At 70.6% G+C, this 23415-nt stretch carries 24 protein-coding genes and 1 riboswitch; of the genes, 19 read left to right on the top strand and 5 right to left on the bottom strand.

Going from position 1 to position 23415, the window contains the following annotated elements:
* The coding region (locus HPA02_RS08490) for an acetyl-CoA C-acyltransferase (protein WP_146802746.1) at positions 1-1169 on the bottom strand (1169 nt) is incomplete at its 3' end.
* Between the two features lie 97 nt (positions 1170-1266).
* Between HPA02_RS08490 and HPA02_RS08485 the strand changes: the two genes are divergently transcribed.
* The 5 genes from HPA02_RS08485 to HPA02_RS08465 all read left to right on the top strand — a co-directional run bounded on the left by HPA02_RS08485 (position 1267) and on the right by HPA02_RS08465 (position 7360).
* A complete protein-coding gene (locus HPA02_RS08485; protein WP_146802745.1) occupies positions 1267-1845 on the top strand; it encodes a TetR/AcrR family transcriptional regulator in 579 nt (192 codons plus the stop codon).
* A gap of 195 nt (positions 1846-2040) precedes the next feature.
* Positions 2041-3702: an AMP-binding protein gene (locus tag HPA02_RS08480; RefSeq protein ID WP_146802744.1), complete on the top strand. Its 1662-nt coding sequence runs from the start codon at positions 2041-2043 to the stop codon at positions 3700-3702.
* A gap of 15 nt (positions 3703-3717) precedes the next feature.
* Positions 3718-4485: an SDR family NAD(P)-dependent oxidoreductase gene (locus HPA02_RS08475; protein WP_146802743.1), complete on the top strand. Its 768-nt coding sequence runs from the start codon at positions 3718-3720 to the stop codon at positions 4483-4485.
* A gap of 378 nt (positions 4486-4863) precedes the next feature.
* A complete protein-coding gene (locus HPA02_RS08470; protein ID WP_146802742.1) occupies positions 4864-5292 on the top strand; it encodes an organic hydroperoxide resistance protein in 429 nt (142 codons plus the stop codon).
* A gap of 256 nt (positions 5293-5548) precedes the next feature.
* Positions 5549-7360, top strand: coding sequence for an acyl-CoA dehydrogenase C-terminal domain-containing protein (locus tag HPA02_RS08465; RefSeq protein WP_146802741.1), 1812 nt, complete (start codon positions 5549-5551; stop codon positions 7358-7360).
* Positions 7361-7459: 99 nt separating this feature from the next.
* Here the strand turns inward: HPA02_RS08465 and HPA02_RS08460 are convergent, their stop codons facing one another.
* Positions 7460-8104, bottom strand: a complete 645-nt coding sequence (locus HPA02_RS08460) for a tellurite resistance TerB family protein (protein ID WP_146802740.1) — start codon at positions 8102-8104, stop codon at positions 7460-7462.
* 64 nt (positions 8105-8168) lie between these two features.
* Entirely contained in the window at positions 8169-8468 is a 300-nt protein-coding gene (locus HPA02_RS08455) for a winged helix-turn-helix domain-containing protein (RefSeq protein WP_146802739.1), read from the bottom strand.
* Between the two features lie 73 nt (positions 8469-8541).
* Between HPA02_RS08455 and HPA02_RS08450 the strand changes: the two genes are divergently transcribed.
* Complete coding sequence (locus HPA02_RS08450) at positions 8542-9537, top strand: zinc-dependent alcohol dehydrogenase family protein (protein ID WP_244945894.1); 996 nt, start codon at positions 8542-8544, stop codon at positions 9535-9537.
* 28 nt (positions 9538-9565) lie between these two features.
* Here HPA02_RS08450 and HPA02_RS08445 read toward each other — a convergent pair whose 3' ends face one another.
* Both HPA02_RS08445 and HPA02_RS08440 read right to left on the bottom strand, forming a co-directional pair.
* Entirely contained in the window at positions 9566-10636 is a 1071-nt protein-coding gene (locus tag HPA02_RS08445) for a PA0069 family radical SAM protein (RefSeq protein ID WP_146802738.1), read from the bottom strand.
* Between the two features lie 62 nt (positions 10637-10698).
* Positions 10699-11163, bottom strand: coding sequence for a 2-hydroxyacyl-CoA dehydratase (locus HPA02_RS08440; RefSeq protein ID WP_146802737.1), 465 nt, complete (start codon positions 11161-11163; stop codon positions 10699-10701).
* Positions 11164-11296: 133 nt separating this feature from the next.
* On the opposite strand from HPA02_RS08440, the gene cobT reads away from it, so the two are divergent.
* The 13 genes from cobT to HPA02_RS08375 all read left to right on the top strand — a co-directional run bounded on the left by cobT (position 11297) and on the right by HPA02_RS08375 (position 23414).
* On the top strand, positions 11297-12352 hold the full coding sequence (cobT, locus tag HPA02_RS08435) for a nicotinate-nucleotide--dimethylbenzimidazole phosphoribosyltransferase (RefSeq protein WP_146802736.1): 1056 nt from the start codon (positions 11297-11299) through the stop codon (positions 12350-12352).
* On the top strand, positions 12349-13035 hold the full coding sequence (locus HPA02_RS08430) for an adenosylcobinamide amidohydrolase (protein ID WP_146802735.1): 687 nt from the start codon (positions 12349-12351) through the stop codon (positions 13033-13035). Before cobT ends, HPA02_RS08430 begins: the two co-directional genes overlap by 4 nt.
* Positions 13028-14017 (top strand): adenosylcobinamide-phosphate synthase CbiB, encoded by a 990-nt coding sequence (gene cbiB, locus HPA02_RS08425; protein ID WP_146802734.1) that lies wholly within the window; start codon positions 13028-13030, stop codon positions 14015-14017. Before HPA02_RS08430 ends, cbiB begins: the two co-directional genes overlap by 8 nt.
* Positions 14014-15135 (top strand): threonine-phosphate decarboxylase CobD, encoded by a 1122-nt coding sequence (gene cobD / locus HPA02_RS08420; RefSeq protein WP_146802733.1) that lies wholly within the window; start codon positions 14014-14016, stop codon positions 15133-15135. Before cbiB ends, cobD begins: the two co-directional genes overlap by 4 nt.
* Positions 15132-15668 (top strand): bifunctional adenosylcobinamide kinase/adenosylcobinamide-phosphate guanylyltransferase, encoded by a 537-nt coding sequence (locus tag HPA02_RS08415; protein ID WP_146802732.1) that lies wholly within the window; start codon positions 15132-15134, stop codon positions 15666-15668. The genes cobD and HPA02_RS08415 overlap by 4 nt, the downstream gene beginning before the upstream one ends.
* Before the next feature lie 56 nt (positions 15669-15724).
* On the top strand, positions 15725-16468 hold the full coding sequence (locus tag HPA02_RS08410; RefSeq protein WP_146802753.1) for an adenosylcobinamide-GDP ribazoletransferase: 744 nt from the start codon (positions 15725-15727) through the stop codon (positions 16466-16468).
* 22 nt (positions 16469-16490) lie between these two features.
* On the top strand, positions 16491-17144 hold the full coding sequence (locus HPA02_RS08405; protein ID WP_146802731.1) for a histidine phosphatase family protein: 654 nt from the start codon (positions 16491-16493) through the stop codon (positions 17142-17144).
* Positions 17096-17506, top strand: a complete 411-nt coding sequence (locus HPA02_RS08400) for a bifunctional adenosylcobinamide kinase/adenosylcobinamide-phosphate guanylyltransferase (RefSeq protein ID WP_146802730.1) — start codon at positions 17096-17098, stop codon at positions 17504-17506. Before HPA02_RS08405 ends, HPA02_RS08400 begins: the two co-directional genes overlap by 49 nt.
* 71 nt (positions 17507-17577) lie before the next feature.
* Positions 17578-18570: a bile acid:sodium symporter family protein gene (locus HPA02_RS08395; RefSeq protein WP_146802729.1), complete on the top strand. Its 993-nt coding sequence runs from the start codon at positions 17578-17580 to the stop codon at positions 18568-18570.
* A 20-nt stretch (positions 18571-18590) separates the two neighbouring features.
* A riboswitch (cobalamin riboswitch) is annotated at positions 18591-18831 on the top strand.
* 119 nt (positions 18832-18950) lie between these two features.
* Positions 18951-20792 carry a TonB-dependent receptor domain-containing protein gene (locus HPA02_RS08390; RefSeq protein WP_146802728.1) on the top strand — a complete coding sequence of 614 codons (1842 nt, stop codon included), beginning with the start codon at positions 18951-18953 and terminating at the stop codon, positions 20790-20792.
* Positions 20792-21679, top strand: coding sequence for a cobalamin-binding protein (locus HPA02_RS08385; protein WP_146802727.1), 888 nt, complete (start codon positions 20792-20794; stop codon positions 21677-21679). The genes HPA02_RS08390 and HPA02_RS08385 overlap by 1 nt, the downstream gene beginning before the upstream one ends.
* Positions 21679-22647 carry a FecCD family ABC transporter permease gene (locus HPA02_RS08380; RefSeq protein WP_146802726.1) on the top strand — a complete coding sequence of 323 codons (969 nt, stop codon included), beginning with the start codon at positions 21679-21681 and terminating at the stop codon, positions 22645-22647. The genes HPA02_RS08385 and HPA02_RS08380 overlap by 1 nt, the downstream gene beginning before the upstream one ends.
* A complete protein-coding gene (locus tag HPA02_RS08375) occupies positions 22647-23414 on the top strand; it encodes an ABC transporter ATP-binding protein (protein ID WP_146802725.1) in 768 nt (255 codons plus the stop codon). The genes HPA02_RS08380 and HPA02_RS08375 overlap by 1 nt, the downstream gene beginning before the upstream one ends.
* Position 23415: the final 1 nt, after the last annotated feature.

The following is a 23415-nucleotide window of genomic DNA, read 5'->3' as shown; positions in this document are numbered from 1 at the left end:
AGCTCCACGGCGATGGCGGTGGCTTCGCCGCCGCCGATGCAGAGGCTCGCGATGCCGCGTCTGCCGCCGGTGGTACGCAGGGCATGCACCAGGGTGGCGATGATCCGCGAGCCGGTGGAGCCGATGGGGTGGCCCTGGGCGCAGGCGCCGCCATAGATATTCACCTTGTCGTGGGGAATATCGAGCCCGTCCATGGCCAGCAGGGTCACCACCGCGAAGGCCTCGTTGATCTCGAAGAGGTCGACGTCATTCACCCCCCAGCCGAGCTTCTTGAGCAGCTTGTCGATGGCGCCCACCGGGGCGATGGTGAACTCGCTGGGGTGCTGGGAGTGGGTGCTGTGGCCGAGGATCCGCGCCAGGGGCGTGGCGCCATGACGCTCGGCGGCGGCCTGGCTGGCCAGGATCAGCGCCGAGGCGCCGTCGGAGATGGAACTCGAGTTGGCGGCGGTGATAGTGCCGTCCTTGGCGAAGGCCGGGCGCAGGCCGCGGATCTTGTCGAGCTTGGCCTGGAAGGGCTGCTCGTCGTGGGCGACCCGGGTCTCGCCCTGGCGGCCGGTGACCGTCACCGGGGCCATCTCGGCCTCCAGGTGGCCCGCTTCCTGGGCGGCCATGGCGCGCTCCAGGGAGGCGATGGCGAAGTCATCCATGCGCTCGCGGCTATAGCCCCGCGCCGTGGCGACCTCCTGGGCGAAGCCGCCCATCAGCTTGCCGGTCTCGGCATCCTCCAGGCCATCCAGGAACATATGGTCCTTGAGCTCGCCATGGCCCAGGCGGTAGCCGCTGCGCGCCTTGGTCAGCAGATGGGGGGCGTTGGACATGGACTCCATGCCACCGGCCAGCAGCACCTCGCCGGAGCCGGCGCGGATCAGGTCATGGGCCAGCATGGTGGCCTTCATGCCGGAGCCGCACAGCTTGTTGATGGTGGTGGCGCCGACCCCATCGGGAATGCCCGCCTGGCGCATCGCCTGGCGGGCCGGCCCCTGCTTGACTCCGGCGGGCAGCACGCAGCCGAAGATGCCCTCGTCGATCGCGCTCGCCTCGATGCCGGCCCGCTCGATGGCGGCCCGGGTCGCCACCGCGGCCAGCTGGGGGGCGGTCAGGCTCGACAGGCAGCCCTGCAGGCCGCCCATGGGGGTGCGGGCGGCGGATAGGATGACGACGTCGTTCATGGTGACTCTCCTCGATGATGGAGCGCTATCCCGTTGACCCTCGAACGGGGCCATGGTTTGCTGTCAGCATAACCAAGCAAGCGCTAGTGTAAACAGGATGAATGTCGTGAATGATTCTCCACGCCGCCGGGAACTGACGCGCCTGGCGGCCCAGCTGTTCGTCCAGGAGGGCTTCGATCGCACCACGGTGCGCATGCTGGCCCAGGAGATGGGTATCAAGTCCGGTAGCCTCTTCCATCACTTCCGCGACAAGCAGGAGATCCTCTGCGCGGTGATCGAGGAGGGCACCCAGAACGCCCTGGCCATCGCCCGGGAAGCGCTGGAGGCCTGCGCGCCCACCCCGGAGGCGCGCCTTCACGCCATGGCGCGGGCGCACCTCGAGACCCTGCTCACCGACCGCAATGCCCATGTGGTGGCCCTCTACGAGTGGCGGCGCCTGGACGCCGAGTCCCGGGCCCACCTCAGCCACCTGCGCGACGCCTATGAGGCATTGTGGCAGGAGGTGGTGGGGGATGCCCTGGAGGCCGGCCTGATTCATGGCGACAAGTTCCTGGTCTCGCGCTTCGTACTGGGGGCGCTCAACTGGACGGTGCGCTGGTACGACCCCGAGGGGTCGAGAACCCCCGAAGAGCTGGCCCGCGAACTGATTGCCATGATCACCCCTCCCTCGCACTGACGGCGGTACTGCCGTCCGCCCGGGCGGCCCGCTCGACCATCGTCTAGGTTCGGCCGCCTTGCCGAGCCTCCCCCTTTCGCCTTAGCGTTGTACCAAGCGCTTGCTTGGTTTTGCAAGTTTACGTTTACGTTAAAGGTAGACAAGAGGCCTTGCGCCGCGCAGGCTTCGATAACAAGCACAACAAGAGGGCACGTCATGAGCACCACTGCGACCCAGACCGACTACGCCAGCTACCTGGAAGGCTTCTCCCTGGAGACGCTGATCGCGCGCCTCGACGATCACCGCGATGGCCGCTTCAACGCCTTCGAGGCCTGCTGTGGCCGCCACCTGCGCGAGGGACGCGGCGAGGTGGAAGCGTTGGTCCAGGAGGGGCTGGACGGCAGCGTCAGCCGCCTCAGCTATGCCGAGCTGGATGCCCAGAGCGCCAGGCTGGCCGGCTGGTTCAAGGCCCGCGGCCTGGGTGAGGGTGACCGCATCGCCTGCATGCTGCCGCGCACCCCGGCGCTGCTGATCACGGTGCTGGCCACCTGGCGCATCGGCGCGGTCTATCAGCCGCTGTTCACCGCCTTCGGCCCCGACGCCCTGGAATATCGCCTGGGCCGGGCCGATACCCGCCTGGTGATCACCGATGCCGATAATCGCGGCAAGTTCGCGGGCCTCGCGGCCTGCCCGCCGATTCTCAATGTGGATGGTGCCAGTGAGGGTGACCTGGCCTGGAGCGAGGCCCTGGCCCAGGCGCCGCTGGCCGAGGCGCCGCCGCGGCTGGCCGCCGAGGCGCCCTTCCTGCAGATGTTCACCTCCGGCACCGTGGGCAAGCCCAAGGGGGTGGCGGTGCCGCTCTCGGCGCTGCCTGCCTTCGCCCTCTATATGGAGCTGGCCATCGACCTGAGGCCCGAGGATCGCTTCTGGAACATGGCCGATCCCGGCTGGGCCTATGGCCTCTACTACGCCATCGCCGGGCCCCTGCTGCTGGGGGCGACGACGCACCTGTGCGAGGCGGGCTTCAGCGCCGAGGGAGCCCTCGACTTCATGCGTCGCCACGGCATCACCAATTTCGCCGCCGCGCCCACCGCCTACCGGCTGATGAAGGCCTCGGGGATCTTCGACGAGGCCGCCGAGCAGCTGTCGCTGCGGGTCGCCAGCTCCGCCGGCGAGCCCCTCAATACCGAGGTGGTCGGCTGGGTGGAGCGGGCCCTGGGCTGCCCGGTGATGGATCACTACGGCCAGACCGAGACCGGCATGACCTGCTGCAACCACCATGCCCTGGCGCATCCCAAGCACGTCGGCGGCATGGGGGTGCCCCTGCCCGGTCATCGGCTGGCGATCCTCGACGCCGAGTACCGCGAGTTGCCCGATGGGAAGCCCGGGGTGCTGGCGGTGGATATCGCCCGCTCGCCGGCCTTCTTCTTCCCGGGGTATACCTGGCAGGAGAAGCACCCCTTCGCCGAGGGCTACTATTTGACCGGGGACGTGGTGATTCGCAACGCCGACGGCAGTTTCCAGTTCGCCGGCCGTGACGATGACATCATCACCACCGCCGGCTACCGGGTCGGTCCCGCCGACGTGGAGAACTCGGTGCTGACCCATCCGGCGGTGGCGGAATCCGCGGCGGTGGGCAAGCCCGACGAGATTCGCGGCGAGATCATTAAGTCCTTCGTGGTGCTGCGGGAGGGCCATGAGCCCAGCCAGGCCCTGGCCGACGAGATTCGTCAGCGGGTGCGCGAGCGGCTCTCCACTCACGCCTTCCCGCGGGAGATCGAGTTCGTCGAGACCCTGCCCAAGACCCCCAGCGGCAAGATTCAGCGCTTCAAGCTGCGCGCCCAGGCCGCCGACGAGACGGCGGCGACCCCTTCGTAATTCGTGGAGAACCCCATGCAGATTCAAGACCAGACCTTCCTGATCACCGGCGCCGCCTCCGGGCTGGGGGCGGCCACCGCCGAGCGCCTGGTGGCCGCCGGCGGCCGGGTCGTGCTTAGCGACCTGAGCGACAGGGTCGAGGCCCAGGCCGAGGCCCTGGGCGGGGCCGCCCGGGCGCTGCGCGGCGACGTGACCTCCGAGGCGGACATGCAGGCGGCCATCGACGCCGCCATCGAGCTCGGCGAGGGACGCGGCCTGGCCGGAGTGATCCACTGCGCCGGGGTGGTCAGCGTGGCCAAGCTGGTGGACCGCGAGGGCAACCCCGCGGACCTCGAGGCCTATGCGCGCACCATCCAGATCAACCTGGTGGGCAGCTTCAACGTGATGCGCCTGGCCGCCGCCGCCATGACCCGCAATGCGCCGGGCGAGGATGGCGAGCGCGGGGTGATCATCAACACCGCCTCCATCGCCGCCTTCGATGGCCAGGTGGGGCAGTGCGCCTACAGCGCCTCCAAGGCCGGGGTGGTGGGGATGAGCCTGCCGGCGGCCCGGGAGCTCTCGCGTCACGGCATCCGGGTCATGGCCATCGCCCCCGGGGTCTTCGAGACGCCGATGATGAGCGATATTCCCGAAGACGCGGTGGCGGCCCTCTCCGCCGCCGTGCCCTTCCCCAAGCGCCTCGGCAAGCCCGACGAGTTCGCCCGCCTGGCGGAGCAGATCATTACCAACACCATGCTCAACGGTGAGGTGATTCGCCTGGATGGCGGGATTCGGATGCAATAGACCACGTTAAAAGCAGTATCAGCCCCGGACTGTTGTCGAGTTCCGGGGCTATTCTGGCGGTAAGCTTTCGCAAAGACGCTGTGAACCCATCCTTGGGCGCTCGACTTTTTCCTGCGGCGCTACGCCATCCTGCTCCGCTTGCAGGGCCGGGGTAGGCCATCCATGGCCTACCCGTTTGGAGCAGTGCTCCTCACCCCTGAAAAAGACGCTTTGCTTCAGCCTACCCCCCAGCGCCCCTCAGGCACTTAAGTGCAGTTGGCTCTAAAGGTAAGTAGGCTGGAGTTGCGCGAATCGTCGCTAGCTGCTTGGTTTAATAGACCCCGGCCCGCGACGGGTCGGTCCTGTTGAAGTGCTATCGAGCGATCAAGGAGGCGTCGAATGTCTATCGAGAAAGTTGCCTATCGTGCCCATGCCACGGCCACCGGCGGCCGCGACGGCCGCGCCGTCTCCTCCGACGGGGTCCTCGATGTCGCCCTGGCGGTGCCCAAGGAGATGGGCGGGGGCGGTGGGGCCGCCACCAACCCCGAGCAGCTCTTCGCCGCCGGCTACTCCGCCTGTTTCCTCGGTGCCATGCAGTTCGTCGCCGGCCGCGACAAGCTGGCGCTGCCGGATGATGCCAGCATCGAGGGCGCGGTGGGCATCGGCGAGATTCCCGGCGGCTTCGGTATCGAGGTGGAGCTCAAGATCTCCCTGCCGGGCATGGACAAGCAGCAGGCCCGGCAGGTGATCGATGCCGCCCATCAGGTCTGCCCCTACTCCAATGCCACCCGGGGCAATATCGATGTGACCCTGACCCTGATGGAGTGACGACGCCCGGTCTCGCGCCCATGTCTCTCCAGGCACGCCGCGTGCCTTGACCGCCCACCCCGAGGCTTCGGGGTGGGCGGTATCGTGTCGGGCCCCGGGTGACTATCGACCAAGGTCGGGGGCCATTTGGCGGCGAGAATTAAAACGAACGCTTGACGTTCGGTGGGTCAGCGGCTAGTTTCAAACACATGTTTGAAAGCGGCGCCGCCGCCTAGCGTCTTCCCGATTACCGGCGCCCTCTTCTGGAGAAACCGACATGCCCGACTATCAGGCCCCCCTGCGCGACCTGCGTTTCGTGATGGACGAGATGCTCGACTATCCGGCCCACTACGCCCGCCTGCCGGCTGGCGAAGAGGCCTCCCCGGACGTGGTGGCGGCCATCCTCGAGGAGGGCGCCCGCTTCGCCCGCGAGGTGCTGTTGCCGCTGAACCAGAGCGGCGACCAGGAGGGCTGCCGGCTTGAGGGCGGCGAGGTCAAGGCGCCGCAGGGCTTCAAGGCCGCCTATGCCCAGTACGTGGAGGGGGGCTGGCCGAGCCTCGCCGCCGACCCCGAGCACGGTGGCCAGGGCCTGCCGCACTCGCTGGCCATGGTGCTCAACGAGATGATCTGCGCCACCAACCTGGCCTGGGGCATGTACCCGGGGCTCTCCCACGGTGCCGCCGACGCCCTGCGTCATCATGGCACCGACGAACAGAAGGCCACCTACCTGACCAAGCTGGTGGAGGGCACCTGGACCGGCACCATGTGCCTGACCGAGCCTCATTGCGGCACCGACCTGGGGCTGATCAAGACCCGCGCCCTGCCCACCGAGGGCGGCGCCTATGCGATCACCGGCACCAAGATCTTTATCTCCGCCGGCGAGCATGACCTGGCCGAGAACATCGTCCACCTGGTGCTGGCTAAGCTGCCGGACGCTCCCGAGGGCTCCAAGGGCATCTCGCTCTTCGTGGTGCCGAAGTTCCTGCCCGATGCCGACGGCAACCCGGGCGAGCGCAATGGCGTGGTCTGCGGGTCGCTGGAGCACAAGATGGGCATCCACGGCAACGCCACCTGCGTGATGAACTTCGACGGGGCCAAGGGCTTTTTGGTGGGCGCCCCCAACAAGGGCCTGGCCTGCATGTTCACCATGATGAACGCCGCCCGCATCGGCGTCGGCATCCAGGGCCTGGGCCTCGCCGAGGCGAGCTTCCAGAACGCCCTGGCCTATGCCCGCGACCGTCTGCAGATGCGTGCCCTCTCAGGCCCCAAGGCGCCGGAGAAGGCCGCCGATCCGATCATCGTGCACCCGGACGTGCGGCGCATGCTGCTGACCCAGAAGGCCTTCGCCGAGGGCGGCCGCATGCTGGTGCTCTACACCGCCCAGATGATCGATATCGTCGAGCATGGCAGCGATGCCGCCGAGCAGGAGCGCGCCGAGACCCTGCTGGGCCTGCTGACCCCCATCGTCAAGGCCTTCCTCACCGAGGTGGGCTTCGAGGCGACGAATGAAGGGGTACAAGTATTTGGTGGGCACGGCTTTATCCAGGAGTGGGGCATGGAACAACTGGTGCGGGACGCCCGCATCACCCGCCTCTACGAGGGCACCACCGGCATCCAGGCCCTCGACCTGCTGGGTCGCAAGGTGCTGATGAGCCAGGGCGAGAGCCTCAAGGTCTTCACCAAGGAGATCCACAAGTTCTGCCAGGCGGAGGAGGGCAACCGCGCCCTCGCCGAGTTCGTGCGGCCGCTGGCCAAGCTCAACGCCGAGTGGGGCGAGCTGACCATGGGCATCGGCATGAAGGCCATGGCCGACCGCGAGGAGGTGGGCGCGGCCAGCGTCGACTACCTGATGTACTCCGGCTACGTGACCCTGGCCTACCTCTTCGCCCGGGCCGCCAGGCAGGCCCAGGCGACCCTGGCCGAAGGCAGCGAGGATGCCGCCTTCTACCGCGGCAAGCTCAATACCGCGCGCTTCTACTTCGAACGCCTGCTACCGCGCACCCGCACCCACAAGCAGGCCATCGAGGCCGGCGCCGAGTCGCTGATGGCGATGTCCGCCAAGGACTTCGGCCGCGGCTTCGAGCTCTGAGTCCGAGGTGATGCCAGGCTTGCTGTGATCGATCTCTCTGGTCAGTCGCGCTGACCGCTTGCTTACGGCGACCTCGGGTCGCCGTTTTTTTGCTGGGGGTTAGTCGGCCGTGGCGACCTGGTGCTCCAGGGCCTGGACCATCTCGGCGTCGAGGCTCAGGGCCCGGGCCAGCTCATCGAGCCAGGCGCGCTCCATGGGGTTCTGTTCGTCGATGATCGCCAGGCTGACCAGGTAGATCTCCCGGGCCGCCTGGGGCGAGTCGGCCTGCGCCGCCAGCGCCTGGGCATCCAGGGGCGCCTGGAGCTGCGTCTCGACCCAGCGATGCAGGTCGTCGTCGGCCCCGATGGCATCGATCCGCTCGGCGATCAGGGCACGCTCGTCGCCATCGATATGGCCATCGGCCCGGGCCGCCATGATCATCGCCTGGAGCAGCTCCAGGCTGCGCCGCTCCTGGTGCTGGGGAGCCAGGCGCTCAAGGGGGCGGTCCAGCTCATCGGCGGCGGCCGTCGAGGCGCCCTGGCGACTCTGCCAGGCCTTCCAGGCCAGGGCCCCCACGCCGGCGATGGCGCCATACTTGAGCGCCTTGCCGCCCAGCTTGCGGCCGCGCTTGGAGCCGACCAGCAGGCCCAGGGCGCCGCCGCCCATCAGGCTCTTGAGGTCCAGGCCGCCGGACGAGCCACCGTTGGATCGGGAGGGCGTGGTGGCCTGACGCATCAGGCCTTCGAGCAGGTGTCGCGCATTCATGGCAGGGCTCCTTGGGTGAGAGGCGTAACCCTCCTGGGACGCCTGGGGGCAACGAAGGTTCGCCTCAGGCGTAACCCAGCACCGCCCTGAGCCGCGGCGCATTGGCCTCGACCCAGCGCGGGTCGATGGCGCCCCAGTCGCGGATGCGATAGCGGCCGATATTATGGCGGGCGCCCTCGGCCTGCTCGAAGTCGCAGGCGATATCCAGCTCGGCGAGGGAATGGATGGTGTCCTGGGCGGTGCGCCGCGGCATGCCGGTGGCCTCGATCAGCTCGGGCACGCTGGCCACGCCCCGGTCGATCAGGTGGGCCACATAGAGGCGCCGATAGAAGCTGCTCTTGGTCTTGCTGAGGGGCTCGTCCATAGGTCGCGGTCTCGTCTCGCGGGTGGGGTGTCTATCCTACGCCTTGAGGGTGGCGGATATCGAGGTGAGGACGATGCGCGAGACGATGTGGGCCATGCGGCTCCACGAGACCGGGCGGCCGCTGCGTCGGGAACGGGTCCCGCGCCCCGTGCCGGGCCCCGGGGAACTGTTGATCCGGGTCGAGGCCTGCGCGGTGTGCCGCACCGACCTGCATGTGGTGGATGGCGAGCTCACCGAGGCGCGGCTGCCGTTGATTCCCGGGCACGAGATCGTCGGCGAGGTGGTGACCCTGGGGCCGGGGGTGACGACGCCGGCGCCGGGCAGTCGGGTAGGCGTGCCCTGGCTAGGCTGGACCTGTGGCGAGTGCACCGAGTGTCGTGCCGGGCGGGAGAACCTCTGCCGGCGGGCGCAGTTCACCGGCTACACCCGGGACGGCGGCTATGCGGAGTACTGCGTGGCGGATGCCCGCTACGGCTTTCCCGTCGCCGGCCCGGCCCAGGCCTCGTCACCGCTGCTCTGCGCCGGGTTGATCGGCTACCGCGGCTGGCGCCTGGCGGGGGGCGAGGCGCTGCGCCACCTGGGGCTCTACGGCTTCGGCGCCGCGGCGCACCTGCTGATTCAACTGGCCAGGGTCCGGGGCCAGCACTGCTACGCCTTTACCCGCCCCGGCGACCGGAAGGCCCAGGCCTTCGCCCGACGCCTGGGGGCCCGCTGGGCGGGCGATTCGGGCCAGGCGCCGCCCCAGGCACTGGATGCGGCCATCATCTTCGCCCCGGTGGGCGAGCTGGTCCCCGAGGCCCTGGCCCGGGTGCGCCCCGGTGGGGTGGTGGTGTGTGGCGGCATCCATATGTCGGAGATTCCCGCCTTCCCCTATCGGCTGCTCTGGGAAGAGCGCCTGGTGCGCTCGGTAGCCAACCTGACCCGCGCCGATGGCGAGGCCTTCCTGCCCCTGGCGGCGCAGATTCCCATCCAGACCGAGACCCATGCCTACCCCCTGGCAGACGCCAATCGCGCCCTCGATGACCTGCGCGCCGGGCGCCTCGAAGGCGCCGCCGTGCTGATTCCCTGAACCGTGGTGTGCCGCCGGGACCAAGCACCTAATCGAAGAGGTCGCCCTGGGGATGCGGCGGCCGAAAGGCGCTGGTATCCAGTTGTTGAGCGGCCAGGGCCGGTGCCTGGTTGAGCCCCAGGCGCCGGCAGGCGGCGGCGAAGCGCTGGGTCAGCAGCTCGGCGAAGACGCCCTCGCCGCGCATGCGCTTACCGAAGCGGGCGTCGGCGGCGCCGCCGCGACATTGGCGCATCAGGCTCATCACCTTGGCGGCCCGCTCGGGGTAGTGGGCCTCGAGCCAGGTCTCGAACAGCGGCGCCACCTCCCGGGGCAGGCGTAGCAGCATCCAGCCGGCCGTATCGGCGCCGGCCTCCCGGGCCGCGCCGAGCAGGCGCTCCAGCTCGTGATCGGTGAGGCCGGGAATCACCGGCGCCACCAGGGTGCCCACCGGCACCCCCGCCTCGGCCAGGGCACGGATCGTCTTGAGTCGCGCCCCCGGGCTGGCGGCGCGGGGCTCCAGGCGGCGCTTCAAGGTGCGGTCGAGGCTGGTCAGGCTGATCATCACCCGTACCAGGCGCCGCTCGGCCAGGGCCCGGAGCAGGTCGAGGTCGCGCAGGATCAGGGCGCTCTTGGTGACCAGGGTCAGGGGGTGGCGGCAGGCCAGCAGGAAGGCCAGCAGCTCCCGGGTGCTGCCACGCTCCGCCTCCAGGGGCTGGTAGCAGTCGGTGTTGCCGGAGAGGTTGATCGGGCGGCACGCATAGCCGGGACGACATAGCTCCTCGCGAAGCCGGTCGACCAGGCCGCTCCTGGCGATCAGCCGGGTCTCGAAGTCGAGCCCCGGGGAGAGGTCCCAATAGGCGTGGCTGGGGCGGGCATAGCAGTAGATGCAGCCATGCTCGCAGCCGCGGTAGGGGTTGAGGGAGCGGTCGAAGGGCAGGTCCGGCGAGGTATTCCAGGCCAGGGCGCTGCGCGCCGCCTCCTCCGCCACCAGGGTGGCCCGCCGCACCGGCGTTTCTTCCTGCCACCAGCCGTCGTCTTCCGCCTCGACCCGGGTGGGGGCGAAGCGGTTGTCGGGGTCATAGGTGGCGCCGCGCCCCTTGAGAGGGGGAAGGTCCGCCATGGCGTGTCTCCATAACTGGGTTTATATACAGTATATGGAGAGGGCGCCGATACGGCCAGCGGTCAATATGCCTCCAGGCGTTGCAGGTCGCGCACGATGCGCCGTACCTCGGCCCGGTGCTCTGCCGCCAGGGAGGTGAAGAACTCCTCCTCGTGTGCGGCGCCGGCGCGCTCGGCGCGGTGTTCGTAGAGGTCCTGCAGGGTACGGTGGGTGGCCAGGGCGGTGGCCAGCACGTCCTGTACCTCGCCGCCGTCGAGGCCCTCCGGCAGGCGACCCACCACGGGGGCATGGGGAAAGTCGGCGGGGTCGTCGAACCAGGTCTCCAGCACGGCGGCGTGGTCGCCATTCTCCGCCAGGTAGCTGGCCAGCTCCTGGCCCTGCTTGGTCTCCCGCTGCGCCAGGTACGCCAGGGCCATCTTCTGGCGCTCGTTGCTGGCCTGATCGGCCAGTCGCTGGTACTGGTCGGCCAGTTGGCGGTGAAAGTCCGCCGCCCAGGTCACCAGCTCCTTCACTTGATGAAAGCGCATCCTCGGCTCCTCCCATCGTATCGTCGGGGCTTCTCGTTAGCCTAGTCCCTGGCGGCGCCGGCGCCATGACCTGCATCAGGGGGCGGCGCTTCTGCTACCATGCGCCTCTTCCGATCATCCGCCCGGAGTCCCCATGCTCTCCTCGACCCTCGCCGCCATTCGCGAGCCCGACTCGGCCCTGGCCGAGCGGGTGGCCCAGCACCTGGACAACCTCACCAAGCCGCCGGGTAGCCTGGGACGCCTGGAGCGCCTGGCCATCGAGCTGGCGCTGAGCCAGGACGAGGCGCTGCCGCGGGTCTCGCCCCCCGGGGTGCTGGTCTTCGCCGCCGATCACGGGGTGGCGGCGGAGGGAGTCTCGGCCTTTCCCCAGGCGGTGACCGCCCAGATGGTGGCCAACTTCGCCGCCGGCGGCGCGGCGATCAATGTCTTCGCCCGCCAGCATGGGGCGCGCCTGGAGGTGATCGACGTGGGCGTGGCCGGCGAGCTGCCCGCCGAGGTAGGCAGGGCGGTCGTGACTGCCCGGGTGCGCTCCGGCACCCGTAACCTGGCGGTGGAGGATGCCATGACCCGGGACGAGGCCGAGGCGGCCATCGCCGTGGGCATCCAGGCCGCCGAGCGGGCGGTGGCGGCGGGCTGTCGCTGCCTGATCGTCGGCGAGATGGGCATCGCCAATACCACCGCCAGCAGCGCCCTGCTGGCGGCCCTCTGTGACGCCTCCCTGGAGGCCGTGGTGGGGCCGGGGACCGGCATCGATGCCGCCCGCCTCGCCCATAAGCGTGAGGTGATCGCCCGCGCCCTGGATGGCCGGCGAGTCGATGCCGATGATCCCCTGGGCGCCCTGGCGGCCCTCGGCGGCCTGGAGATCGCCGCCATGGTCGGGGCCTACCTGGGTGGGGCGGCCCGGCGGGTGCCGCTGCTGGTGGATGGGCTGATCGCCACGGTGGCGGCCCTGGTGGCCTGCCGGCTGTGTCCGGCGCTGCGCCCCTACCTGATCTTCGGCCATCGCTCCCGGGAGCCGGGTCACGAGATCGCCCTGGCGGACCTTGACGCGCGGCCGCTGCTCGATCTGGAACTGCGCCTGGGGGAGGGCAGTGGCGCCGCCCTGGCCTTCCCGCTGCTGGAGTCGGCCTGCCGCCTGCTCGCCGAGATGGCGACCTTCGATCAGGCCGGCATCGGTGCCGCCCCATGAATGCCCCGGCGAGCGTGCGACCGCTGGACTTCGCCCCGGGCCTGAGCCTGGGCGCTGATGCCCACTGCCTGCACTTCGCCTCGGCTAGGCCGCTACGCACCCTGAGTAGCGCCCTGGTGGGGGGCGGCCTGGGCTGGCGGCGCCACTTCTGCAACTTCCATGTGGACAAGGCCTATGACGGCCGCACCCCCGCCGATGACCTGAGCGATTGGCTGGCCCGGCGTGACCTGGGCGGCGAGGAGAGCCTGGCCATGATGACCGCGGTGCACCTGGAACACCTGGCCCTGGTGGCGGGGCCGGGGCTGTTGGTGGCGGTCACCGCCGGGGCCGGCAATGCGGTGGATATCGCCGCGCCCCTGGCGGGCGACCCGCGCCCGGTGGGCACCATCAATACCCTGGTCTTCCTGGATGCCCACCTGAGCGACGCGGGCCTGGTCAACGCCGTGCTCTCGGCGACGGAGGCCAAGGCCCGGGCCCTCCAGGCACTGGATATCCGCGACCCCCATAGCGACACCCCGGCCAGCGGCACCTCCACCGACTGTTTGGCCGTCGCCGCCACCCAGGCGGGGGAACCCCGCGACTACGCGGGCTCCGGTACCCGCCTGGGCCGCGAGCTGGGGCGGGCGATCTTCGCGGCGACCCGTGAGTCGCTACTGCGAGGCCGGGAGGCGCGCCATGGCTGAGCCGCTGTCGCTTGGGCTGCTGGGGCTGGTGTTGCTGGCCTTGGTCCTGGACCTGATCATCGGCGACCCCCGCGCCCTGCCGCATCCGGTGGTGGGTATCGGCGCGGTGATCGCCCGCTTGGAGCGAGCCTGGAACCGCGGGAGCGCCCGAGCACGGCGCCTCAAGGGAGCGCTGATGTGCGTCCTGGTGGTGCTGGGCACCTATGCGCTGGCCTGGGCCACATTGGCCCTGCTGGCGGCGATCCACCCCGGCCTGGCCTGGCTCGCCGAGCTCTGGCTGCTGGCCAGTTGCCTGGCCATCAAGGGGCTACGGGACGCCGCCCGGGAAATCGCCGCGCCCCTGGCCCGCGGCGAGCTGCCCGAGGCCCGCCGGGCCCTGGCGATGGTGGTGGGCCGCGATACCGCGCACCTGGACGAGGCGGAGATCAGCCGTGGCGCGGTGGAGACGGTGGCCGAGAACACCGTGGACGGCATCACCGCGCCGCTCTTCTTCGCCCTGCTCGGCGGCGCTCCCCTGGCCCTGGCCTACAAGGCGATCAATACCCTCGACTCCATGGTCGGCTACCGGGACGAGCGCTACGCCGACTTCGGCTGGGCCTCGGCCCGCCTCGACGACGTCGCCAACTGGCTGCCGGCGCGGCTCACCGCCCTGACGCTATGGCTAAGCGCGCTCTTCATGAAAGGCTTGGGATCGGGGGAGATGGCTACCCACGGAGCCCTGGCCGCCACCTGGCGGGAGGCGCCGCGCCACCCCAGCCCCAACAGCGGCTGGCCGGAGGCCATGGTGGCCAACCTGCTGGGAGTGCAGCTGGGGGGCACCAACACCTATCGTGGGCGGGTCTCCGAACGGGCCCGGCTGGGCACGCCCCGGCGGCCGCTGGCGGCAGGGCATATCGCCGCCACCCTGCGCCTGATGCATGGCGGCTGGCTGGGCTTTGTGCTGTTGATGGCGGCGATGATCCTGCTCAAGGAGGCGTGGTGAGCCCGGACGTCCCCCCCTCGAATCACTGGCCCTTGCACGGGGGCGAGGCGGCGCCGCTGCTGGCGCGCTTCGGCCTGCCCGCCGATACGCCGCTGCGCGACGTCAGCGCCAACCTCAACCCCCTCGGCCCGCCTGAGTGGCTTCCCGAGTGGCTGGCCGAGCGGGCCGCCGACCTGGGTCGCTACCCCGACCCGGATTATACCGCCGCCCGGGCCGCCATCGCCGCCCACGAGGGGGTGACCCCGGAGCAAGTGCGCCTTACCAACGGCGGCGCCGAGGCGATCTACCTGGCCGCCGCACTGCACGCTGGTCGCCCCGCCGCCATCCTCGAGCCGGGCTTCGCCGAGTATCGCCGCGCCTGCGCGGCCCATGGCCTGCCGGTGCAAGGTCTGCCCCTAGCCGCCCCCGACTTTGCCCTCGACCCCGAGGCGCTGGTCGCGGGCCTGGGGGAGGCGGAGGTGCTCTTTATGGGCCGTCCCAATAACCCCACCGCGACCCTGGTGCCGCGCCCGGTGATGGAGCGACTGCTGGAGCTCACCGCCGCACGGGGCTGCACCCTGGTGGTGGACGAGGCCTTTATCGACTTCGTCGACGACGCGGAGCGCCTGACCCCCTGGCTCGAGCGCTTCGAGCACCTGATCCTGCTGCGCTCCCTGACCAAGTGGTTCACCCTGCCGGGGCTGCGCCTGGGCTACCTGCTCGCCGCGCCGGCCCGGGTCGCCGCCGCCGGGGCCTTCCAGCCCGCCTGGAGCGTCAACCAGCTCGCCGCCGACCTGGTGGCGCCGCTGCTGGCGGATCGCGACTTCGACGCGCGCACCCGGGCCTGGCTCGCCGCCGAGCGCCCCGCCATGCAGGCCGCGCTGAGCGACCTGGGCCTGAGGGTGGTGCCGAGTCGCGCCAACTTCTTCCTGGTGCGCCACCCCCAGGGCGCCGCGGCCACCGCCCGGCTGTTGCCGGCGCTGCTGCGGCGCGGCTGGCTGGCGCGCCATACCCAGGGCTTCGCCGGCCTGGACGGGGGTTGGCTGCGCCTGGCCCTGCGCAGCGACGAGGAGAACCGGGCGCTGTGCCAGGCCCTGGCGGCGGCGATGGCCGAGGTCGACCGAGGAGAGACACCATGATCGCCTTTATTAGCGGCGGAGCCCGCTCCGGCAAGAGCGACTACGCGGAGGGCCTGGCCCGCCAATGGCGGGACGCACGGGGCGGGGGGCTCTGGTACCTGGCCACCGCCCGGGCCTCGGATGACGAGATGGCCGAGCGCATCGACCGCCATCGACGCCAGCGCGGGGCGGGCTGGGAGACCCTGGAGGTACCCCTGGCCCTGGATGCGGCCCTGAACGAGGTCGCCCCGGGGGAGACCGTGCTGCTCGACTGCCTGACCCTATGGGCCAGCCAGTGGCGCTACGGGGGCGGCGGCAGCGACGCCGAGGGACGCGACCTGCTGGCCAGGGTGTTGGCCGAGGCCCGGCAACGCCATATCGCCCTGGTGGTGGTCTCCAACGATATCAACGAGGGGCTGCCCGCCGAGGATGGCGATACTCGCGTCTTCGTGGGCTTCCTCCAGACCCTGCACCGGGACCTGGCCGCCGAGGCGGATCTGGTGGTGCAACTGGTGGCGGGGCTGCCCTGGGTCTGGAAGGGGGAGGGCCCATGAGCTCGGTCCCTCCATCGACCCCACCATCGGCCACGCCATCGACGGAACCTCGGGGCCTGGCCGCCGCCGGCTTCGGCCTGGTGCTGGCGCTGCAGTTCCTGACGCGGATTCCGCTGCCGCTGGCCTGCCCCTGGACGCCGGCCACCCGACGCTGGGCGCTGCGCGCCTACCCCCTGGTGGGGCTGCTGCTGGGGGGCCTCTTGGCCCTGGCGGCGCTGGCGCTATCGGGCTGGCCCACGCCGCTGCAGGCCCTGGCGCTGCTCAGCCTCTGGGTGGCGCTCTCCGGGGGCCTGCACCTGGACGGGGTGATGGACCTGGCCGATGCCCTGGGCAGCAATGCCCCCCTGGAACGGCGCTGGGCGATCCTGAAGGATGCCCAGGTGGGCAGCTTCGCCATCCTGGCGCTGGTCTTCCTGTTGGCCTGGAAGGGCGTGCTGCTCTGGGCGCTGCTGGAGGCCGGCGTCGCCCCGCTGTGGCTGCTGGTCGTGCCGGCCCTGGCGCGCTTCGGCGCCGTGGCGCTGCTGCGCCTGGCGCCGATCGCCCGCCGCGAGGGGTTGGCCTGGGCCTGGCGGCAGGAGAGCCGCCACCGGGACCTGGCGCTGTCGCTGCTGCCCCCGGTCGCGCTCTTCTGGTGGCTGCCCGGCGGCTGGTGGCTGCTGGTGGCGCTCGCCGCCTTCCTGCTGGCCTTCGCCGCCCTGATGGTGCGCAGTTTTCGCGGCATCAACGGCGATATGCTGGGGGCCGCCATCGAAGGCGGCGAGCTCTGGCTGCTGCTGGTGGCCTGGTTATGGCTGAGCTAACGAGACGACGGGAGGGAGTCGCATGTCATCGCCGAGCCTGACCCTGGTCGTGGTGCGCCATGGCCTGACCGCCTGGAACCAGAGCGGCCGCTACCAGGGCCACCGGGATGTTCCTTTGGATCTCGAGGCGGCCCGTCCGGGGCTCGATCGCCTGCGGGCCTGGTCCCGGGAACATCTGCAGGGGCTGGACGCCATCCACTGCAGCGACCTGACGCGCTGCCGCCAGACCCTGGCGCACCTGGCCCCGCCCGGCGTGCCACCTCACCCTGAGCCGCGCTTCGATGCCCGGCTGCGGGAGCTGAATTTCGGCGCCTACGAGGGCAAGTGCTACGCCGAGCTCGAATCGGACCCCGGCTACCGGGCCTGGATCGATGGGCGCGGCGAGCGCCCGCCCCCCGGCGGCGAATCCGCCGGCGAGCTGCGCGCGCGGCTCGATGCCTGGCTGCATGCGCTGACCCGCGATGCCGAGGCCAAAGGCGACGGGGCCTATCGCGCCCTGGTGGTGACCCATGGCGGGGTGCTGCGCGAGCTGCGCCGGCGCTTCGAGGCCATCGACTTCTGGGCCGCCGGGGTGACCCAGGCCGAGGGGCGCCACTTCCATCTCATTCGACACGGAGACGCCTGGCGATGCGAGTGGTCATCGGCGGTACCCACGCCGGCAAGCGCGACGCGGTAAGGGCCTGGGGCGGGACCCCGTGCTGGCTCGAGGCCGCCAGCCTCCTCGAGGGCCCGCCGCCCGCCGGCGACCTGGTGATCGATGGCTGGGCGGCGTGGATCGCCTCTCAGTTGGCAGGCGAGGCCGATAACGACCGCCTGCGGGCGCGGCTCGCCCAGTCCCTGGATGCCCTGCGGGACGCGGAGCGTCGCACGGGGGCCACCACGACCCTGATCCTCGAGGAGATGGGCCGCGGCCTGGTGCCCCTGTCGCGCCGCCAGCGGCGGCTGCGCGACCTCAACGGCTGGCTGGCCCAGGACGCCGCGGCCCGGGCCGCGGCGGTCTACTACGTCTGGCATGGGCTGGTGCGACGGCTTGGCTAAAGGTCGCTTAGCCAGGGCGGCATCAATCGTAATAGAATCTGGAAATATTTTTCACTGAGGAGTGCGGGGCGATGTGGACGCAGTTTCGTCGATGGGTCGATAACTTTACCCTGACCCTGGTAGGGGTGGTGATCCTGGCCAGCGTGTTGCCGGCCCAGGGGCGTGGCGTGCCCTTCTTCGAGGGGCTGACCGTGGCGGCCATCGCCCTGCTGTTCTTTATGCACGGCGCCAAGCTCTCGCGGCAGGCGATCATCAGCGGCGCCACCCACTGGCGCCTGCACCTGGTGGTGTTCGGCTTCACCTTCGTCGCCTTCCCGCTGCTCGGGGTGCTGGGGCGGCCGCTGATGGAGCCCTGGCTGGGCACGCCGCTGACCCTCGGCATGCTCTACCTCTGCGTGCTGCCCGGCACGGTGCAGTCCGCCATCGCCTTCAACTCCCTGGCCCGGGGCAATATTCCGGCGGCGATCTGCAACGCCTCCGCCTCCAGCCTGATCGGCATCCTCGCCACCCCCCTGCTGGTGATGCTGATCATGGGCGCTCAGGCCACCGGCGAGGGCTACAACGCCGGCGAGGCGGTGCTCAAGATCAGCCTGCAACTGCTGCTGCCCTTCGTGCTGGGGCACCTGGCGCGGCCCTGGATCGGCGACTGGGTGGCCCGCAACCGCCCCTGGCTGAGCAAGGTGGACCAGAGCTCCATCCTGCTGGTGGTCTACACCGCCTTCAGCGCCTCGGTGGTGGGCGGGCTCTGGCAGACCGTGGGGCTCGGCCCGCTGCTGGCGCTGATCCTGGCCTGCGGCGTGCTGCTGGCCCTGGTGCTGGTGCTGACCACGGCCCTGGCCCGGGGGCTGGGCTTCAGCAAGGAGGACGAGATCACCATCGTCTTCGGCGCCTCCAAGAAGAGCCTGGCCACCGGGGTGCCCATGGCCCAGGTGCTCTTCGCCGGCAGTGCCCTGGGCCCCATGCTGCTGCCGATCATGCTGTTCCACCAGATCCAGCTGATCGTCTGCGCCATCCTGGCCCAACGCTATGCCCAGCGGCCCGCCGCGACAGAAGCGGCAAATTGACCTTTGCCTGTCGGATTGCTAGCTTACGCGCACTCTCAGGTGCTGGTAGACAGCTTTTCTACCAGGTAAACGGGAAGTCGGTGCGCGGCCCTGCCGCCATTCCGACGCTGCCCCCGCAACGGTGATCGAGTCAAACACCGCCATTAACGTCACTGTGCCGATTGGCATGGGAAGACGGCGGTGCGGAAGGTGCCTGCCTGGCCCTCGGGCCTGGGACCTTCACTCGTCAGCCCGGAGACCGGCCTGGAGAGGCATGCCGTGTCGCGGTGGGCGACGCCAGGCAGGAGGCGTCTCGGCTTCCTTCTTGGCGTTTCCGCCGTGTCCCGGCCACCATAATGCATGACGCCGTGCGGGTGAGCACGGCGAGCAAGGGACACCCGATGACCTCCTCCTTTTCTCCACGCGGGCTGGCCACCCTGGCCGTTGCCGCCCTGCCGCTGGCGCCGCTTGCCCAGGCGATCGCCGCGACCTCGGACGAGACCGACGACGGCTCGCACCAGACCCTCAACCCCCTGGTGGTGACCGCCACCCTGGCGCCACGCACCGCCGACGAGAGCCTCGCCTCGGTGACCGTACTGGACGAGGCCACCCTGCGCCGCCAGGACCCCACCAGTCTTACCGACCTGCTGCGCGGCCAGCCCGGGGTGGATGTCACCTCCAACGGCAGCTTCGGCAAGACCAGCAGCGTCTATATTCGCGGCACGTCGAATAGCCAGAGCCTGTTGATGATCGATGGCATTCGCCTGCGCTCCGCCACTGCCGGGGGCGCCTCCTGGCAGTACCTGGAGCCGCGACTGTTCGAACGCGCCGAGGTCGTGCGCGGCCCCCGCGGCAGCCTCTACGGCGCCGATGCCTTGGGCGGCGTCATTCAGCTCTTTACCCCCGAGGGCGAGGCGGGAGCGCCGACGCCGCGCGTCTCGCTGGGCGGCGGCTCCTTCGAGTCGCAGCGTTATAGCGCCTCGCTGTCCGGCGCCGAGGGAGGCACCCGCTACTACGTCGCCGGCAGCCGCTTCGAGACCGAGGGGCAGCCGGTGCGCCGCGATGGCGACGACAAGGGCTTCGACAATACCTCCGGCCTGGTGCGACTCTCTCACGCCTTCGACAATGGGGCCGAACTCGGCGTACTGGCGCTGCGGGGCCGGGGAAGCACCGAATATGATGGCGGTGAGATGGACTTCACCCAGCAGGTGGCGGGGCTTTACGGCGAACTGCCGGTGACCGAGGCCTGGCGCAGCCGCCTGACCCTGAGCGAGTCGCGGGACGAGCTGGATAATCATGCCGAGGCCACCCAGTGGGCGCCGGCCAACACCTCGGTCATCGATACCCGGACCCGCACCCTGCGCTGGGAGAATCACGTCGGCGTCGGGGCTCATGAACTGGTCGCGGGGGCCGAATACAGCGAGGACCGGGTCTCGGGAAGCAACGCCTATGCCGAGACCCGTCGCGACAATACCGCCATCTTCGCCCAGGGGGTGCTGGACTTCTCCCCGCTGGCGGTTCAGGCCAGCCTGCGGTTCGACGATAACGAGGCCTTCGGTGAGGAAGTCACCGGCAGCCTGGCGCTGGGCTATGACCTGGATGCCCATCACACCCTGCGGGCCAGCGTTGGCACCGCCTTCAAGGCGCCCAGCTTCAATGATCTCTACTGGCCCGGCTCCGGCAATCCGGACCTGCATGCCGAGACCTCCGAGACGGTCGAGGTAGGCGTGCGTGGCCAGTACCGGCAGTTCTTCTGGGACCTGGCGGCCTACCAGACCGATCTCGATGACATGATCGCCTGGGCCCCCCAGCCGTCCGGCCTGTGGACGCCGATGAATATCGACCAGGCGCGGATTCGCGGGGCCGAGCTCTCCGCCGGCGCCGAGCTCGATGACTGGACCCTGGCCGCGGCACTCACCTACCTCGATCCGGAAAACCGCGAGACCGGCAAGCGCCTGCAGCGCCGCGCGTCACAGAGCCTGCGCCTGGACGTCGACCGCGAGCTGGGCGACTGGTCCCTGGGCGGCTCCTGGGTCGTGCAGAACCATCGCTATGACGATGCCGACAACCAGGACCGCCTGGGCGGCTTCGGCCTGGTCAATCTGCGCGCCGGCTGGGACTTCGCCCCCGGCTGGTCGACCCGCCTGACCGTGGAAAACGCCTTCGACAAGGAGGTCGAGACCGCCCGTGACTATATCAATGCCGGTCGCGCCGCCTTCCTTAGCCTGCATTTCGGTGGCTAATGGGTAAGCGACTGCTGATGGGCCTGATGCTCCTGGCGGGAGCGGTCCAGGCCGACGAGCGCTGCGCCGTCGATGATCGGGGCCGGGAGGTGTGCCTGCCGGCCCCCGCCGAGCGCATCGCCGCCCTCTCGCCGGGGGCCACCGAGCTGGTCTATGCCGCCGGGGCCGGCGCGCGGGTCGTCGCCGTGGTGGAGTACAGCGACTATCCCCCCGAGGCCCGCGATGTGGCCTCGGTGGGCAGCCATACCCGGCTCGACCTGGAGCGGCTGCTGGCGCTGGCCCCCGACCTGGTGATCGGCTGGGTCACCGGCAACCCGGCGGAGCAGCTCGAGACCCTCGAGGCCCTGGGCCTGCCGGTCTTCTATATCGAGCCGCGCTCCTTCGAGGGCGTGGCCACGACCATCGAACGCCTGGCACACCTGGCCGGCAGCGAGGCGGCGGGGGAGGCCGAGGCGGCGCGTTTCCGCGACGGCATGGCCGAACTCGCCGAGCGCTACGCCGAGGCCGCGCCGCTGTCGGTCTTCTACCAGGTGTGGGACGAGCCGCTGATGACCATCAACGACGACCACCTGATCGGCCAGGTGCTCTCCCTGTGCGGTGGCGTCAATGTCTTCGGCGGGCTCGAGCGGCTGGTGCCGCGCCTCGACGAGGAGGCGGTGCTGGCCGCCGATCCCGAGGCGATCCTCGCCGGCGGCATGGGCGAGGAGAACCGCGCCTGGCTGACCCATTGGGAACAGTACCCGGCGCTCACCGCCGTGGCCCGGGACAACCTCTTCTTCGTGCCGCCCTCGCTGATCCAGCGCCCCACGCCGCGCCTGCTGGAGGGCAGCCGGCTGTTCTGCGAGAAGCTCGAGGTCGCCCGGGACCGTCGCGAGGCGAGCCCCTGATGGTGGCCCTGACGCGCCCCCTGGGGGGCCTGGCCCTGGTCGCCCTGGCGGCCCTCGTCCTGTCGCTGGCGCTGGGCAGCGTGTCGCTCTCGCCGGGCGAGATCCTCGCCGTGCTGCGCGGCCAGGGCGGCCCGCTGGCCCAGACCCTGATCCTCGAGCTGCGCCTGCCCCGCTCGCTCTCCGCCTTCGCGGTGGGCGGGCTGCTCGCCGTGGCCGGCGCCCTGATGCAGGTGCTGCTGCGCAACCCCCTGGCCGACCCCTATGTGCTGGGGCTCTCCGGGGGCGCCTCGGTGGGGGCCCTGGCCGCCATGCTGGCGGGCGTCGGCGGCCTGGTGGTCACCGGCGGTGCCTTCGCCGGGGCGCTGCTCTCGACCCTGCTGGTGTTCGGCCTGGCCCATGGCCGCGGTGGCTGGACGCCGGCACGCCTACTGCTCACCGGGGTGGTGGTGGCCGCCGGCTGGGGGGCGGTGATCACCCTGATGCTGGCGGTGACCCCCGCCGACCGCTTGCCCGGCATGCTCTACTGGCTGATGGGCGATCTCGCCTACGCCCGCGCCCCCTGGCCACCGCTGGCCCTGCTGCTGGCGGTCTGCCTGCTGGTGGTGCCGCTGGGGCGCAGCCTCAATGTCTTGGCCCGGGGGCCCCTGCAGGCCGCCGCCCTCGGCGTCTCGGTGCGGCGCCTGGAGTGGGGCATCTACCTGGGGGCCAGCGCCCTGACCGCCATGGCGGTGACCAGCGCCGGCAGCATCGGCTTCGTCGGCCTGGTGGTCCCGCATATGCTGCGCCTGCTGCTGGGCAACGACCAGCGGCTGATCCTGCCCGCCTGCGCCCTGGCCGGTGGCAGCCTGCTGTTGCTCGCCGATACCCTGGCACGCACGGTGATCGCCCCCGAGCAGTTGCCGGTGGGGGTGATCACCGCGCTGCTGGGGGTGCCGACCTTCCTCTATCTGCTGTATCGGAGCCAGTGATGAGCCGCCTCGAGGCCCGCCGGTTGGTGATCGATATTCCCGGGCGTGGCGACGGCCGGGCCCTCGACGTGTGCCTCGAGCCGGGCCAGGTGTGGGGGGTATTGGGGCCCAATGGCGCCGGCAAGACCACGCTGCTGCACACCCTGGCCGGCCTCCGGGCCCCGCGCTCGGGGCAGGTGCGCCTCGACGGCCGGCCGCTCTCGGGGCTGGGCCGTCGCCAGGTGGCCCGCCGACTGGGGCTGGTCTTCCAGGAGCGCCACGACGGCTTTCCCGCCACGGTGCGCGAGACGGCGCTGATCGGCCGCCACCCCTACCTCTCGCCCTGGCAGATGGAGGGCGCCGAGGAGCTGCGCCTGGCCGAGGCGGCCCTCGAGCGGCTCGACCTGACCCACCTGGCCGAGCGCCTGGTGGGCACCCTCTCCGGCGGCGAGCGCCAACGCCTGGCCATCGCCACGGTGCTGACCCAGGCGCCGGCCCTGTGGCTCGCCGACGAGCCCACCAACCACCTCGACCTGCACCACCAGACCGAAGTCATGGCGCTGCTCGCCGAGGAGGCCAGCGCGGGCCGGGCGGTGATGATGTGTTTGCACGACCTCAACCTGGCCGCCCGCTGGTGCAGCCACCTGCTGCTGCTCTACCCGGACGGCGAGGCCTGCTGGGGCTCGGCGGAGACCATGCTGGTGCCCGCGGCCCTGGAAGCCCTCTATGGCCAACGACTCGCCACCGCCTGGGTCGATGGCGCTCCCGTATTCGTTCCCGCGAGGTAAT

The organism is Bisbaumannia pacifica (assembly GCF_007989625.1).
GTDB lineage: Bacteria > Pseudomonadota > Gammaproteobacteria > Pseudomonadales > Halomonadaceae > Bisbaumannia > Bisbaumannia pacifica.
The sequence above is the reverse complement of the archived record's forward strand: the minus strand, read 5'-3'. Positions and strand labels throughout refer to the sequence as shown.

Bases quoted from the DNA above. Each gene is read 5' to 3' on its own strand.
- HPA02_RS08390 (WP_146802728.1), top strand. From the start codon at position 18,951: ATGACCTCCTCCTTTTCTCCACGCGGGCTGGCCACCCTGGCCGTTGCC.
- cbiB (WP_146802734.1), top strand. From the start codon at position 13,028: ATGGCTGAGCCGCTGTCGCTTGGGCTGCTGGGGCTGGTGTTGCTGGCC.
- HPA02_RS08480 (WP_146802744.1), top strand. From the start codon at position 2,041: ATGAGCACCACTGCGACCCAGACCGACTACGCCAGCTACCTGGAAGGC.
- HPA02_RS08470 (WP_146802742.1), top strand. From the start codon at position 4,864: ATGTCTATCGAGAAAGTTGCCTATCGTGCCCATGCCACGGCCACCGGC.
- HPA02_RS08485 (WP_146802745.1), top strand. From the start codon at position 1,267: ATGAATGTCGTGAATGATTCTCCACGCCGCCGGGAACTGACGCGCCTG.
- HPA02_RS08460 (WP_146802740.1), bottom strand. From the start codon at position 8,104: ATGAATGCGCGACACCTGCTCGAAGGCCTGATGCGTCAGGCCACCACG.
- HPA02_RS08445 (WP_146802738.1), bottom strand. From the start codon at position 10,636: ATGGCGGACCTTCCCCCTCTCAAGGGGCGCGGCGCCACCTATGACCCC.
- HPA02_RS08415 (WP_146802732.1), top strand. From the start codon at position 15,132: ATGATCGCCTTTATTAGCGGCGGAGCCCGCTCCGGCAAGAGCGACTAC.
- HPA02_RS08380 (WP_146802726.1), top strand. From the start codon at position 21,679: ATGGTGGCCCTGACGCGCCCCCTGGGGGGCCTGGCCCTGGTCGCCCTG.
- HPA02_RS08430 (WP_146802735.1), top strand. From the start codon at position 12,349: ATGAATGCCCCGGCGAGCGTGCGACCGCTGGACTTCGCCCCGGGCCTG.
- cobT (WP_146802736.1), top strand. From the start codon at position 11,297: ATGCTCTCCTCGACCCTCGCCGCCATTCGCGAGCCCGACTCGGCCCTG.
- HPA02_RS08400 (WP_146802730.1), top strand. From the start codon at position 17,096: ATGCGAGTGGTCATCGGCGGTACCCACGCCGGCAAGCGCGACGCGGTA.
- HPA02_RS08455 (WP_146802739.1), bottom strand. From the start codon at position 8,468: ATGGACGAGCCCCTCAGCAAGACCAAGAGCAGCTTCTATCGGCGCCTC.
- HPA02_RS08395 (WP_146802729.1), top strand. From the start codon at position 17,578: ATGTGGACGCAGTTTCGTCGATGGGTCGATAACTTTACCCTGACCCTG.
- HPA02_RS08405 (WP_146802731.1), top strand. From the start codon at position 16,491: ATGTCATCGCCGAGCCTGACCCTGGTCGTGGTGCGCCATGGCCTGACC.
- HPA02_RS08475 (WP_146802743.1), top strand. From the start codon at position 3,718: ATGCAGATTCAAGACCAGACCTTCCTGATCACCGGCGCCGCCTCCGGG.
- HPA02_RS08375 (WP_146802725.1), top strand. From the start codon at position 22,647: ATGAGCCGCCTCGAGGCCCGCCGGTTGGTGATCGATATTCCCGGGCGT.
- HPA02_RS08465 (WP_146802741.1), top strand. From the start codon at position 5,549: ATGCCCGACTATCAGGCCCCCCTGCGCGACCTGCGTTTCGTGATGGAC.
- HPA02_RS08385 (WP_146802727.1), top strand. From the start codon at position 20,792: ATGGGTAAGCGACTGCTGATGGGCCTGATGCTCCTGGCGGGAGCGGTC.
- HPA02_RS08440 (WP_146802737.1), bottom strand. From the start codon at position 11,163: ATGCGCTTTCATCAAGTGAAGGAGCTGGTGACCTGGGCGGCGGACTTT.
- HPA02_RS08450 (WP_244945894.1), top strand. From the start codon at position 8,542: ATGCGCGAGACGATGTGGGCCATGCGGCTCCACGAGACCGGGCGGCCG.